The following is a 14,046-nucleotide window of genomic DNA, read 5'->3' as shown; positions in this document are numbered from 1 at the left end:
TCATGGCCTTCTCCGAATCCTTCCTGCACGAAGCCATCCGGCTTTCCAGAGAAAAAATGGAAGCCCGCGAAGGCGGGCCGTTCGCCGCGGTTATTGTTAAAAACGGCGAGCTTATTTCCAGAGGCTGGAACTGTGTCACCTCCGAAAACGATCCCACCGCTCACGGCGAAGTGATGGCGATCCGGAAAGCCTGCCGGAAACTTGGAACATTTAATCTGGAAGGCTGTGAAATCTATTCCAGCTGCGAACCCTGCCCCATGTGCATGGCCGCCATCTACTGGGCACGGCTCGACGCCGTCTATTTTGCCGGCGATATGGCCGATGCCGCCAAAGCCGGTTTTGATGACCGGGAACTCTATGCCGAAATGGCCCGCCCCTGGCCGGCGCGGAAAATAGACATGCAGCAGGCCCTGCAAAACGAAGCCCGCGCAGTTTTTCAGGCATGGGAAGCACTGCCCGATAAAGTACCTTATTGATCGCGGCAGAAAAAATACACGTCGCCGTCACGCCGATTTTCATACAACAATCCGCTTACCACCAGCTGCCTGAGCGTCTTGAATATTTTGTCTTCGGCCAGATTAAACTCTTCGGCCAGCTGACTGCAGGTTGCCGGATGTCGTTTCAGCAGGCCCACCAGAGCCGCTTCGCTGATGTCCAGCGACTGGAATCCCTGCTTTTTAAACGTAGCCGCAACCGAAGCCGTCGGACCGAAAATTTCAGCGACCGCCTTCAGATGCTCTTCCGCGGACGGTTTTACTGACGGATCAGCCGGCGGACGGACCGCCGTATTGATATCAATTCGGTCCGGACTCAATGACTGCACCAGTTCTGCAATTTTCTTCACCTGGTCAAACTGAGAATTTACGCCATCGATGATAAATACCTCCACCGAAAGCTCACCGAGATATTCGTGCCGGAAGGCTCGCTCTCCCTCTACCAGCAACTCAAAATTGATCCCTTTTGCCGGGCGGTGAATCTGCTGAAAACTTTCCTCATCCCAGGCGCTCAGTGTCACCTTCACTCGGTCCGCCAGCACCGCCTGTTTCCGCACATCCGGATCGTGCAACTGCGTACCGTTCGTCAAAAGAACCGACGGGATCTCGGTCTCCTCTTTCGTCCAGCGGAATACATCCCCGAAATGAGAATGCAGCGTCGGCTCACCGGAACCAGCCAGCGTAATATGATCCGCCTGCCCGTCTTTCTGCTTCCACAAATCCAGCTCGGCAAGCACATCCTGCATCGGCACATAGTTCCCCCGTTCACTCACCGCACACGGCGTTTCGCCCAACTGACAAAAGGTGCAGTCCATCGTACACGTCTTGAACGGAATCAGATCCACTCCCAACGAGCGGCCCAGGCGGCGCGAAGGAACAGGACCAAAAAGGTATTTAAAGTTTTTAGTCATAACCCTTTATGTCGTACATTTCTGAAGCGGCATCAACTGAAATAGGCCGAAAATTAATCCGTATAAATCGGTGCACATTTGTTATAAACCTTCTTTCTGAACTGGTTTCCGCCGGATGAATCCCCCTGCATTTTTCCCGTTGCTTCCCCCTGCGATTCCTGTTCATATTCCCAACATGAAAATAACGTTACTCTACAGCCTGCTCCTCTATGCCGCAGCCGCCGCCGGAGCAACAACCGAAAAACTCTACCAGAAACATTGCTCGCATTGCCACGGTACCAAGTTCCAGGGCGGTAATGCTCAGAGCCTGATCGACGGCATCTGGCAGTTCGGCGATGCCGACGGTGCCATCCAGCGAAACATCAAATTCGGCATTACCCATCTCGGCATGCCGGCTTATGAAAACACGCTGTCCGATAAAGAAATCCGAGATCTCGTCTCTTTTCTGCGGAAAGCGGAATCCGCCGCAGAACCCGTCCCTCTGCCGTTGCCCGCTTATCTCCAGACTCTGGATTATCAAATTAATGTGGAAGTTTTTGCCGAAGGACTCGACATTCCGTGGGATATCGCTTTTCTGGATAAGGACACCGCCCTGATCACCGAACGCTCCGGTGCGCTGCGCGTTTATGCCGACGGTCACCTCTTTTCCAAACCGGTCGAAGGCACCCCCGAAGTCGTTGCCGAAGGCCAGGGCGGGCTGCTTGCCGTCGCTTTCGATCCCGACTATACAGACGAAGGTAACCAATGGGTCTATCTGGCCTACAGCCATGGTCTCGAAATCGGCCCCAACGGCCGTAAGGCGCCGGCCATGACCCGGATTGTACGTGGCCGCATCGACGGTAACCTCTGGAAAGACGAAGAGGTGATTTTCGAGGCACCGCACGAAACCTACCGCACCACCCGTCACCACTACGGCACGCGGATTGTTTTCGATAAAAACAAAGACCTCTATTTTTCCATCGGAGATCGCGGCACCGGTATGCATGCTCAGGATCCGGCACGGCCCAACGGAAAAATCCACCGCATTCACCGCGATGGCAAAATTCCGCGAAATAACCCCTACCGCCGCACCAAAGATGCAATCAAATCCATCTGTTCTCTCGGCAACCGCAATCCGCAGGGCCTTGCCTTTCATCCTGAAACCGGCGAACTCTGGGCCTCCGAACACGGACCGCTCGGCGGCGATGAAATCAACGTCATCAAAGCCGGAAAAAACTATGGCTGGCCCGTGATTTCGTACGGCCGGAATTACAACGGATCCATCATCACCGAGCTCACCCATAAAGAGGGTATGGAACAGCCCATCTGGTACTGGAACCCCTCCACCGCCGTCTGCGGAATCGATTTTTATTCCGGGGATCTGTTTCCGAAATGGAACAACAAACTGATCGTCGGCGCACTCAAATACGAAGACGTCCGCATCCTCAGTATTGAAGGGCACCGCGTCATGCACGAAGAGGTTATCCTCAAAAACGCCGGCCGCGTCCGCGACGTCTGCTGCGGCCCCGACGGCGCCGTCTACATCGTGCTCAACAGCCCCGGAATCATCCTCAAGCTGACGCCGAAGAAATAGCTGAATACTCACGGCTGCCCGGACTTCGCACTCAGGGTATACCAGTCGACCTTCCGGGTGAGCATCATCGTGAGCGCAATGAGCCCGAACACCAGCGCAGAGCCGGCGACCAGGGCATGATCCTCCGACTGCAGCAGGGCATACAGCACCCCGTAGAGCAGCAGGAGCAACCCGCCGAAGAGTCCGCCGCGCCCGACTCCGCAAAGTACATGGCACAGATAAACGGTAATCAGCAGCACCGTGGCAACCGTTGCCGTCAGATAGGAAAAGCCGTAACCGATGTGCTCAGACAGGCTGAGCAGCAACAGAAAAAATACCGCCTGCGCCAGTCCGACAAAAACATACTGCACCGGATGAATCCGCAGCGCCGCCAGCATTTCAAAAAGGAAGAAAGCGGCAAATGTGATGAAAATAAACAGAAAGCCGTATTTCAGCGCGCGGTCAGTCAGCGAATATACATTGACCGGATCCATCAGGCTCACCCCCATTTCCTGCAGGCGGCCTTTCCGGGCATGGGAAAGATCCTGCTGCACTGTGCTGGCCAGGCCGTTCACATTCCATTCCGCCGAAAATCCGTTTTCTGAAACCGTCCGTTCCGTCGCCAGAAAATCGCCGGTAAAAGATGGGTGCGGCCAGGCGGAAGACAACCGGATGCAGTTCTGGTCTCCGACCGGCACAAACGTCACTTCGCCCATCCCGTGTACCGCCAGTTCCACTTCAAAGCCGAAACGGGCACCGAACAGTTCAGCCGATTCCGGCAGCGTTGTATGAATGCCGCTTCCCGCAAAATCCAGCTCACTCCCCGGTTCAATCTCCAGCGTTTTGTCCTGCCAGAAAAATGCAGGCACCCGGGTGAGTCCCCGCAGGTCACTCAGTATCATATGGGCTTCAACCGACAGCAGCTCCAGTCCGGAACCCTGCCGCGTCCGCAGGCTTTCCCATTCCGGGAAGACCACTTCGCCCTCGATGGCGCCTTCAGTTTGGAAAATATTGGCCTTGAAAATTCCGCGGTACCGCTCCTCCACCTCCATTTTCCCTGAATACGCATAACGCGCCGGATACACCACATGGATACGGTCAGCACTCAATTCTTCTTCGTACCACGTATCGGTTTCACGGTTGTATTTTCGCTCATTCCAGCATTCACGGAACTGCACCGTGAAAACCGGCCCGATGATCCGCTGACTCCGCGCATAGCTTTCCGCAATATTCCGTTGCACCGCGGCCGACCGGTCCTTTCGCTCCCGCGCCAGGCCGTCGATCGACGACAGCGCAATCAGCATCCCCATCGAAATCAGGAAGAGCACCAACAATTTCAGGACCATATTTTTACGCATACTTCACCTCCGGTTAATGTTGTTTCCAGAGGTTGGAATCCGTGTTTGAAGTGCAGTTGAAGTGAATGTGAACTCGACGTGAAAAATCAGCCCCACCGCAACACGGCCTCCACGCCGCCTTCCGGACGGTTGTTCAACTCCACATCACCGCCATGCAACCGCGCAATTTCACGCACAAAATTAAGCCCCAGTCCCGAACTTTTGGCGCCTCCGTCGGGACGCGGCAGCGAATAGAACCGTTCAAAAACACGACAAAGCGCATAGGCCGGAATGCCGCCGCCTTCATCTTTCACCGTGATCTGCGATTCGGATGCCGCCACTTCAACCCCCCTGTTCAAGGGGGAAAAATCAATCGCATTCATCACCAGATTCATCAGCGCCTGCCGCAGCAGAAAATAATCGCCTTTCAAAATATCGGTATTGGAAACCGATGTGCGAATCGTGATTTCTTTGGCCTGCGCCACCGGCAGCAGGCTGTCGGCAACATCCTCCAACAGCACCTGAAGATCAATGTACTCGTGCAGTTCCAGTTCTTTTCGTTTTTCAATGGCGGCCAGTGCAAGCATCCGTTCCACCAAACCGTGCAGTCGTTCCGATTCCGTTTTGATATTCAGCAGAAAACGCCGGCGCTGCTCATCACTCATCTTTTCATCCAGCAGTTCCGCCGCCCCCTGGATTGCCGCAAGCGGACTTTTCATTTCATGGGTGAGCGACTGCACATATTCTTCGACATACTGTTTTCCTTCCAGCGCATCCCGCATCTCTTCAAAGGCATCCGCCAGCTCACTCATTTCCCCGCCATGGCCCAGCTTCGGGCGCTGCGCTTTCCGGCCGTCGCGAACCGCCCGGGCATACCGCGTCAGCGCACGCACCGGCTGAATAATCCAGAGCGAAACCGGAATCAGCAGCAGCACAATGGCTGTAAATCCCGCCAGCCCCGAAACCACCAGCCGCAACCGGGCCGATTTCATAAACGGGGTAACACTGACCAACGGTTTTCCCACCGCCACTGCACCCACAATCTCCTCTCCGCTCAGAATCGGTGCCGCCACATACATGTGGGTACTGTAGGCATCGTATGGATTTTCATAGGTGGTGCGTGCCCCGTATTCCCCCCGCAGGGCCAACGTTGCATCGCGCCAGTCATACCGTGCACCGCGCCGCAGATCGCCGCGCGAGTCAAATACCGTCCGGCTTCCGGCATCCACAACCACCACCCGCAGATTCATGTTGGTTTTGGTGTGGTTATAAATCCTTGCAGCAATCTCTCTCTCGCGCGCCCTCACCAGCGCATCTTCAAAATCCGGACGGGTACCCCCGCCACCGGCCAGCTGCTCCGCCAGCAGCACCGACGTATCCGCCAGTGATTCCTCCATGGTGATAAAATAATGCAACCGGACATCGCGAACAATCCAGTCGACCAGCCAGTAAAAACCGATCGACAGCAGCAGCACGGCCGTCAGCAGCAGGCGGCTCCGCATCTTCATACATCGACCCTCAGGCAATAGCCGAAACCGCGACGCGTCTGCAGGCAGTCGCACACCGGGTCCACATTCCGCAGTTTGGAACGCAGTGTTTTTATGTGCGTATCCACTGTCCGGTCATAACTCGCGTCTGGCTCCTCCCAGGCATGATTCATCAGTTGATCGCGCGAAAAGACCTGGCCCGGATGACGGATCATCAGCTCCAGCATGCGGAACTCATAGCGTGAAAGATTCAGCGCTGCGCCTCTGTAAAAGATGGTTTTTGTTTTCTGGTCTACGGAAAACAGCGGCTCCGGTTTTCCTCTTCCATCCCCTGGAACCGCATTGCCGCTGCGGCGCAGAATCGCCCGTATCCGGGCGGTCAGCTCCCGCGGACTGAACGGCTTCGACATATAATCATCGGCCCCGAGTTCAAGCCCGACAATACGGTCAATCTCCGATTCACGCGCCGTCAGAAAAATGATCGGCACATCACTCCGCCCACGAATACGCCGGCAAAAGTCAAAACCGCTTTCATCGGGCAGCCCGACATCCAGCACGATCAGATCGACAGCCCCTTCAGCAAGCCGCTGTTCCGCTTCCCCGGCCGTGGGCGCATACACCGCTTCCATGTGCTCGGTCTCGACGGCAAAAGCAATATTATCCGCAATCGCCTGCTCATCCTCAACAATCAGGATCCGTTTCTGTGTATGGTTAACATCTAATCCCATCCCTCTATAAAACACAAAGGCACGAAGGGCGTAAAGCCCTCGTGCCTTCAGCGTTTCCAGCCCTTGTAAAATTTTCAGCCGGCCATTTTATCGACCACGCCGGCAACCGCCTGAATGGCCTCACCGATTTTGGAAGCGTCTTTCCCGCCGGCCTGGGCTTTATCGGGCTTGCCGCCGCCCCCGCCGCCGCAGATTTTCGCAATCTGCCCGATCAGCTTGCCGGCGTGAATACCCTTCGCCACCAGATCTTCGGAGACGCTGGCTGCAAGACAGGCCTTTCCTTCATTGGAGGAACCGATCACAATGACGGCGCTCTCAATTTTCTGGCGCAGACCGTCAAGTACCTGACGCAACGCATCCATCGGCATTTCGCCGAGTTCAGCCGCCAGTATTTTCACGCCGCTGCTTTCCTGCACTTTATCCACAAGACCATCGACATTGGCCACGGCCGCTTTGGTCTGCAGTTCTTTCAGCTGTTTTTCCGCCGCCTTAATCTGGTCGGCCATAGACTTAATCCGCTCCGGCAGTTCCTGCGGTTTTACACTCAGGCTCTGACTCAGACCGCTCAGCAGAGCATGTTCCTCCGCCGCCCAATTCAGCGCATCGAGACCGGTCACCGCTTCGATCCGTCGGATTCCCGACGCCACGGACGATTCGGAAACAATACGGAACTGGCCGATATCGCCGGTCATCTGAACATGGGTTCCGCCACAGAGTTCTTTACTGGTTTCCCCGATGGAAACCACACGAACCACATCACCGTATTTATCATCGAACACCGCCTGAATATCCGTTGAATTCTGCACATCAGCCAACTCCATTTCCGCAGTCTGAAGTTCGGTGTTTTTCATAATTTCATGATTCACCATCTGCTCAATCTGGCGAATCTGCTGCGAGTTGAGCGCTTCAAAATGATTAAAATCAAAACGCAGATAGGTATTCGCCACCAGCGATCCAGCCTGTTTGATGTTCGGATCAACAATCTGACGCAGCGCCGCGTTCAGCAAATGCGTCGCAGTGTGATTCCGCCGCATCTGCCCGCGGCGGAAGCGGTCAACTGCTGCAATCACAGGAACCCCTTTCATCGGTGCGCCGTATACCAGCTCACCCTTGTGCACAATAATGCCCTCCGGCGTCTTCTGCGTATCGGTTACTTTAAAGCCGAACCCGTTTCCTTTGATTTCACCGTGATCGCCCTGCTGCCCCCCGGACTCGGCATAAAACGGGGTCTCTTTCAGAATCAGCGTATTGTTGTCAAGCACCTCCGCCACTTCGGTCTGAAGCTGCGTCATTTCATATCCAAGGAACGGCGTTTCATCCACATCCAGTGTTTTGTCCGACGCCATCACCACCGATTTTTTCGCGGCGTGGTCGGCCCGGGCTTTCTCGCGCTGTTCATTCATCAGGCGCTCAAAACCGTCCTCATCAATATGCATGCCCTTTTCGCGCGCCATCAGCTCCGTCAGGTCATACGGGAATCCATAGGTGTCGTAGAGCTTGAATACATCCGCGCCGTCAATCGTCTTCGATTTGGTGCTGCCCAGAATCGAATCAAAAACCTCCATGCCTTTATCCAGCGTGCGGTTGAACGATTCCTCTTCCGCCTTCAGCGTTTTGCTCACGCGGCCGCGGTTGTTGACCAGCTCCGGAAAGGCCCCGCCGAAATGCTCAACGACCGTGTCCGCCAGCTTAAAGAAGAAGGGCTCCGTGAATCCGAGCGTACGGCCGTAGCGCACGGCACGGCGCAGAATGCGGCGCAGGACATAACCTCGGCCTTCATTGGAGGGAATGATGCCGTCGGCAATCGAGAACGACAGGCAGCGGATGTGGTCGGCAATCACGCGGAACGCCACATCAACCGCCTCCTGCTCGGTCTGTTTCGCAGGGTCTTTCGGAAGCGTGCTGGTATAGGATTTTCCGCTCATTTTTTCCAGGGTCTGGAAAATCGGTGTAAAGACATCGGTTTCATAGTTGGAGATGACGCCGGAAAAATCGGTGAAGTTTTTGGTGCACTGGATAATCGAGCAGGCGCGTTCGAACCCCATACCGGTATCCACATGCTGCGCCGGCAACGGCGTAAAGGTGCCGTCGGGGTTGGCATTAAACTGAATGAAAACCAGATTCCAGATTTCAATACAGTCGGCGCTGTCGGCATTCACCATCTCCGCCCCGCAATCGCCGTTCGGTGTCAGATCGACGTGCAGCTCCGAGCACGGACCGCACGGACCGGTGTCACCCATCATCCAGAAATTATCTTTGCGATTACCCGGCACCACACGCTCCGGCGGAAGCAGCTTCAGCCACATTTCCTTTGCTTCCAGATCGGCTTCTGATTTCTCGTCGCCGCCGAAATAGGTCGCATAAACCCGCTCCGCCGGAAATCCCCAGACCTTGGTGATCAGCTCAAACGACCAGTCGATAGCCTCCTGCTTGAAATAGTCCCCGAACGACCAGTTGCCCAGCATTTCGAAAAAGGTGTGGTGATACGTATCGAGCCCGACATCGTCGAGGTCATTGTGCTTGCCCCCGGCACGGATACATTTCTGCGTGTCGGCGGCGCGGCCGGGTGTATAGGGGCACTTCTGCTGCCCGAGAAAAATTGGAACAAACTGGTTCATCCCGGCATTGGTGAACAGCAGGTTCGGCGCATCCGGCAGAAGACTGGCGGATTTTACGACCGTGTGCTGTTTCGATTCAAAAAAATCAAAAAACGATTGGCGGATTTCATTGGATGTCATGGCATTCCCTGCTTTCTAAAATGAGTGTGCCGGAATTCATCCGGCGGAAAAAGCGCACTTTATACTGCTTGCCTGCCCGATATGCAAGTAATGCCATGCAGGGAAAGGCCTAAGGAAAATTCCATACCGCCCTGACTTGAAAGTCTATTGCCTGGTCAGCTATAGGTAACGGTATGAATGGAAAAACACTGTTAAGAAATCTGATCGGCAGCACGAGTCTGATTCTGCTACTCACCGGTTGCGGCGGGGGAACACAGGATCCGAAAACCCTTTATAACAAAGGCATCGCCCTGCTAGATACCGATCAGGCCCAGGCCGTTGAAGTGCTGACAACTGCAGCAGAAAGCGGTCATGCCGGGGCCATGATGGAACTCAGCACCTGCTATACCTACGGCACCGGCGTTGACCGGGACGAAGAACTGGGATTCAGCTGGATCAAGCGGGCGGCCGATGCCGGCTCCTCAAAAGCAAAAGCCTATATTTCGATTTTTTATCTGCAGGGTATCGGCACCACACCGTCGCCGGACACAGCCATTCAACTGCTGGATTCGGAAGTGGAAGCCGGAAATATCGATGCCATGACCATTATGGCGGGTCTGCTGGAAATCGGGGTCGGGGTCGACAAGGACCCGGCAAGAGCCTTTCAGCTTCATCTGCAACTCGCTGCACAGGGCAACATCGATTCCATGTATTATGTGGCCCGTTCCTATGCCAAAGGCAAAAACGGCATAAAGAAGAATGAAAAACTCGGTGTGGATTGGTACCAGAAAGCGTCAACCGCCGGGTCGGTGGCCGCAACCGGAAAACTGGGGGCCTGCTATATGATGGGTAAAGGGGTGAATCAGGATATGGTTGCCGGCATCAGCCTCATCAGAAAAGCCGTCAAGGAAGGCGATCCCGATTCCATGCATAATCTCGGAGTCTGCTATGAGCGGGGTCTGGGCGTACAGCAGGACATGGTCAAAGCCGTCGAGTACTACCGCATGGGAGCCGAGGCCGGGTGCGCGGAAGCCATGTATAACCTGTCCATCTGCCTCTCCAGCGGAAACGGAGTTAAACGGAATCCCGAAGAAGCCGCAGTCTGGAAAGCCAAAGCCAGCGAAAACGAAACCCCCTTGCGCGGCCGCGAAAGCTAAGCCGCAAAGCCCAGAAAAGGATGTAAATTCTTTTTCCGGGCCGATAACGCCGCACCAACTTTTAAGTTGATGAAGTCTGAAGCTCCGGCATGGCCGGGGCTTTTTTTGATGGGAGCAGCTCCCGTATTTACAATCCCCGGAACCGGCGCTGATGCACTATGCCGCCATTCGTACAGATCGAGAGAAACCGGTTTTATTTTTTGTGCAGAACGTCGCTCTGCGCCGTGTAGCGCTATCATGATCCACGGAACAGAGCCCCGTTTCAGCAATTCAATATATCCCCGGGAGTTCTCATACAATCAACCGAACAGATTCCAGCTGGCGGTGGAAGCGGTCGTTACCTCAATATTGGAAAGGGTAACCCCGAGCACAACGACCAGCAGGCCTGCAATCACGATAGCAACCGCAATCGGATGCCCCGGAAGGTTACGCTCCGGCGTCTGGACGGGACGGGTAATTACTTTAGACTCGCCCTTAGACGATATGGGCTGAACGGTATATTTTCTTCTACGGTTTTTCATTTTTCAGTCTCCAGTTTCAATACAGTTTCTTTAGCTGCATGAATAACGGGAGGCCTGAAAAATTATTGTGCATCAAAATGCCGATTTATTTTCAGCACGAAAAATAGAAACCATAAATCATTAAAATTCCACGTCTTTGTGCAGACGCGCCTCGAGCATCGGGCGCGCCTCGCTCCACCCTTTGGAAAGAGCATAAAGGTCATGCTTAATACGGGTGGTCTCTCTGAACCGCTCTTCGTTGGTCATATCGGTCCGCCGGGCAAGCACCTGCTGTTCGCGCTCCAGAGACCGTTTCCAGAAAAGCAGGATATAACGCTGCGCCAGTTCCAGCGGCAGCGTTTCCACATCGATTTTCCGCGATTCCTCCACCTGCACCCGGCTGATAATTTTCTGCTCCGGTTCTGAAAATTCATGAAAGGCTTCGGTCAGCGTTTCCGGCGGATCAAGCATGAGCACTTCGACCAAATGCCGGCAGGTGGGATCCGTGAGATGCTCCGTCGGCAGGAAATCGTGCACCAGCGGATGAACCTCGCGATAGTGGTGAACCAGCAGCTCCAGCAACGCCGTCTCCTGTCGCGGATAGGTTTTCTGCGGCACTTTCGGTACAGCAGCCGGTTCCTCTTTTTTCTTTCCACTGCGTTGCTGCGGCTTAATGCGCCCCAAATCCTGGTTCAAAGCCAATGGAGAAATATTCAGCCGGTCCGAAGCCCCACGAATCATCGGATCACGCCGTGCGGCGGAAGGACAATGACTGATCAGGTTGAGTACCGCCTTCACAACACGCATCCTCCCGGCTTCCGTTTTTATATTTTCCGAACGTTGGAAAGCATCAATCAGAAAATCCAGCGCGCCGGGTGCTTCCTCAACCAGTTTAATCAGGACGTCCCGGCCGCTGTTCTTAATCAATGAATCCGGATCCTCTTTTTCGGGAAGCGTCACCACGCGAACACTCAACTCGTTGGCGATAAAGATTTCGGAGGAAGCCAACGCAGCCTTCACGCCGGCGGCATCGGCATCGAGCACCAGCACCACTTCGTCGGCATAGCGTTTGATCATTTTGGCATGGTTGTCGGTAAGCGCGGTGCCCTGCGAAGCCACCACATTATCAAGGCCGGCCTGATGGCACCGGATGGCATCAATCTGCCCTTCCACCACAATCGCCTGTCGCGACTCAACGATGGGTTTTCGCGCTTTATCAAACCCGAACAGCACCCGGTTTTTTTTGAAGAGTAAAGTTTCCGGACTGTTCACATATTTTGCGGTTTTTTCGGCCTTATTCATGATGCGGCCGGAAAAACCGATGACCCGCCCCATCTGATCGCAGATGGGAAACATGACACGACTGCGGAAACGGTCGTAGAAACTCTTTTTTCCGTTACGGTCGGAAGGCACTACCAGGCCGGCCGCTTCGAGCTGCTCGTCTGTATATCCCTTTTTCTTCGCCCGCGAACGAAGCTCCTCCCAGCCCTGCGGCGCATAACCGATCTGCCATTCTCTGATAATTTCCATCGGCAAGTCGCGCTCTTCCATGTAGCGCCGGGCTTCCTCGCCATCCGGGCTGTCGGTCAATATACGATGATAAAAGGCGGCGGCATCGGTATGCAGTTTAAACAGCACATCTTTATTTCCGCTTTTGTCGGGCTGCCCCCCTTCATACACAATTTCCACGCCGACGCGCTCGGCCAGAATCTTCACCGCCGTCACAAAATCAACCTTTTCATAATCCATGACAAACTTGAAGACATCCCCACCTGCACCACAGCCGAAACAGTGAAAAATCTGACGGGCATCATTGACCGTAAACGACGGCGTCTTTTCCTTATGAAAAGGGCAGCAGCACTTATAGGTCGAGCCGCGGCGACGCAGTTCGGGCAGGTACGCTCCCACCACGTCCACAATATTGCATCGTGCACGAATTTCCTCGATCTGCTCTTTGGGAATCATGGCCATAATTTACTGCTGTTCGTACGTTTCATCCTTCCAGACAAACAATTTGGTGACACACCATTCAGCACCCTTCCATACATAACCGAGCGGACCGAGCACTTTTTCATGCTTCAGGGCCTTCAGCTGAACCGTAAGCGATGCATAATCCACCTTTCCCTTCATGGCCTTGAGACGGGCAGTCATGGAATCGATATCTGCCTGCAGACGGGTCAGCTCCTTTTCAATGGCCAGAATATCTTTCACTTCGTCGGCGCGATCTAACAGGTTCTGCAACCGGTCACGCAGTTTTTTCTTGGTGCCGAGACGGGCCTGCATATCGATATAGAGCTCGGTTACATCCTGCGAAGACAGACTCTGCGCGGTCACTTCACCCAGGCTGCCCATTGAATCCACCATGCCGCCCAGCCGGTCAGCCGGAATACGAACGACCATGGTGGCGGTCGGTCCCTCACCGGACTCATACCGGCTCGTCGATTCAATATAGCCGCCGGCAGCTTCGGCCTGCACGGTAATCTGCGCAGAAGCATTCGTGATGCTCACCACTTCAATGGAAATCGACCCGGTCCAGATCAGCATCTGCTCCGGCAAACCCGCCCCACCGGCTTCCGACAGCGGACGAGCCTCGATGGCGGCATCCGCGGAAAAATCAGCTCCGTATTGCGCTGGACTGTAGCTATGGCATCCCGCCAAAAGAGTTGCGATGAAAAGCAGGGATAAAGTGTGTTTGAGCATGATGGTTCTCCGAAATTAAAACTGGCTATAGACATACCGGAACCTTGCATCCCCCTCAATCCTGAGGGGCGGAATTTTACGCCTGCTGCCTGACTGGCACAAAAATCGCTTTTTAAACAAGCTGGAGAGGACCCGATGAATCTACCGAAACTGGAAAAATTTGACAGTGAGCGCTTCATGCACGAAGCGTTCGACAAAACGATGCGCGCGCGCTGGAAAAAAAGGATCAGCATTCGGCGTAATGTATATCTGTGCCTCTTCCTCATCGGAATGCTCTGCATGCTTTATACCGCACTTATTGCACGCACTACGCTCTGCATTCTTTCTCTTGCACTGGCGATCATCTCGCTGGTGGTAATGACCAAGTATGAAACCCAACTGCATTTCCTGAAGATTCTGCAGACACGGGAAAAACAGAAAAACAGTACTCCCGATTATTCATGAACCGTCGAAAATCGGCCGA

General features: G+C 54.4%; 12 protein-coding genes. 4 read left to right on the top strand and 8 right to left on the bottom strand.

What is annotated here, in order from left to right; all coding sequences use genetic code 11:
* The first annotated feature begins 2 nt into the window (after positions 1-2).
* Positions 3-476 carry a nucleoside deaminase gene (locus P9H32_RS05665; protein ID WP_322607911.1) on the top strand — a complete coding sequence of 158 codons (474 nt, stop codon included), beginning with the start codon at positions 3-5 and terminating at the stop codon, positions 474-476.
* Here the strand turns inward: P9H32_RS05665 and P9H32_RS05660 are convergent.
* Complete coding sequence (locus tag P9H32_RS05660; RefSeq protein ID WP_322607910.1) at positions 470-1,405, bottom strand: radical SAM protein; 936 nt, start codon at positions 1,403-1,405, stop codon at positions 470-472. The two genes, P9H32_RS05665 and P9H32_RS05660, sit on opposite strands and share 7 nt — an antisense overlap.
* A gap of 175 nt (positions 1,406-1,580) precedes the next feature.
* Here P9H32_RS05660 and P9H32_RS05655 point away from each other — a divergent pair, with 175 nt between their 5' ends.
* The gene (locus tag P9H32_RS05655; RefSeq protein ID WP_322607909.1) at positions 1,581-2,978 is read left to right on the top strand and encodes a PQQ-dependent sugar dehydrogenase; all 1,398 of its coding nucleotides are present in this window, start codon (positions 1,581-1,583) and stop codon (positions 2,976-2,978) included.
* Positions 2,979-2,986: 8 nt separating this feature from the next.
* Here P9H32_RS05655 and creD read toward each other — a convergent pair whose 3' ends face one another.
* From creD to alaS, 4 genes are all read right to left on the bottom strand, one after another.
* Positions 2,987-4,315 (bottom strand): cell envelope integrity protein CreD, encoded by a 1,329-nt coding sequence (gene creD / locus P9H32_RS05650; RefSeq protein WP_322607908.1) that lies wholly within the window; start codon positions 4,313-4,315, stop codon positions 2,987-2,989.
* 86 nt (positions 4,316-4,401) lie between these two features.
* A complete protein-coding gene (creC, locus tag P9H32_RS05645; RefSeq protein ID WP_322607907.1) occupies positions 4,402-5,802 on the bottom strand; it encodes a two-component system sensor histidine kinase CreC in 1,401 nt (466 codons plus the stop codon).
* Complete coding sequence (gene creB / locus P9H32_RS05640; RefSeq protein ID WP_322607906.1) at positions 5,799-6,509, bottom strand: two-component system response regulator CreB; 711 nt, start codon at positions 6,507-6,509, stop codon at positions 5,799-5,801. The genes creC and creB overlap by 4 nt, the downstream gene beginning before the upstream one ends.
* Before the next feature lie 74 nt (positions 6,510-6,583).
* Positions 6,584-9,247: an alanine--tRNA ligase gene (alaS, locus tag P9H32_RS05635; RefSeq protein WP_322607905.1), complete on the bottom strand. Its 2,664-nt coding sequence runs from the start codon at positions 9,245-9,247 to the stop codon at positions 6,584-6,586.
* Between the two features lie 173 nt (positions 9,248-9,420).
* Between alaS and P9H32_RS05630 the strand changes: the two genes are divergently transcribed.
* Positions 9,421-10,383 carry a tetratricopeptide repeat protein gene (locus P9H32_RS05630; RefSeq protein WP_322607904.1) on the top strand — a complete coding sequence of 321 codons (963 nt, stop codon included), beginning with the start codon at positions 9,421-9,423 and terminating at the stop codon, positions 10,381-10,383.
* A gap of 299 nt (positions 10,384-10,682) precedes the next feature.
* Here the strand turns inward: P9H32_RS05630 and P9H32_RS05625 are convergent, their stop codons facing one another.
* The 3 genes from P9H32_RS05625 to P9H32_RS05615 form a co-directional block, all read right to left on the bottom strand.
* A complete protein-coding gene (locus P9H32_RS05625) occupies positions 10,683-10,904 on the bottom strand; it encodes a hypothetical protein (protein WP_322607903.1) in 222 nt (73 codons plus the stop codon).
* Positions 10,905-11,024: 120 nt separating this feature from the next.
* The gene (gene dnaG / locus P9H32_RS05620) at positions 11,025-12,854 is read right to left on the bottom strand and encodes a DNA primase (RefSeq protein WP_322607902.1); all 1,830 of its coding nucleotides are present in this window, start codon (positions 12,852-12,854) and stop codon (positions 11,025-11,027) included.
* 3 nt (positions 12,855-12,857) lie between these two features.
* The gene (locus P9H32_RS05615; protein ID WP_322607901.1) at positions 12,858-13,583 is read right to left on the bottom strand and encodes a DUF4349 domain-containing protein; all 726 of its coding nucleotides are present in this window, start codon (positions 13,581-13,583) and stop codon (positions 12,858-12,860) included.
* A gap of 135 nt (positions 13,584-13,718) precedes the next feature.
* Here P9H32_RS05615 and P9H32_RS05610 point away from each other — a divergent pair, with 135 nt between their 5' ends.
* Positions 13,719-14,027, top strand: coding sequence for a hypothetical protein (locus P9H32_RS05610; protein WP_322607900.1), 309 nt, complete (start codon positions 13,719-13,721; stop codon positions 14,025-14,027).
* The last annotated feature ends 19 nt before the right edge of the window (positions 14,028-14,046 follow it).

Source organism: Pontiella agarivorans, from assembly GCF_034531395.1.
GTDB classification, from domain to species: domain Bacteria; phylum Verrucomicrobiota; class Kiritimatiellia; order Kiritimatiellales; family Pontiellaceae; genus Pontiella; species Pontiella agarivorans.
This window is presented reverse-complemented; position numbering and strand designations above follow the sequence as displayed.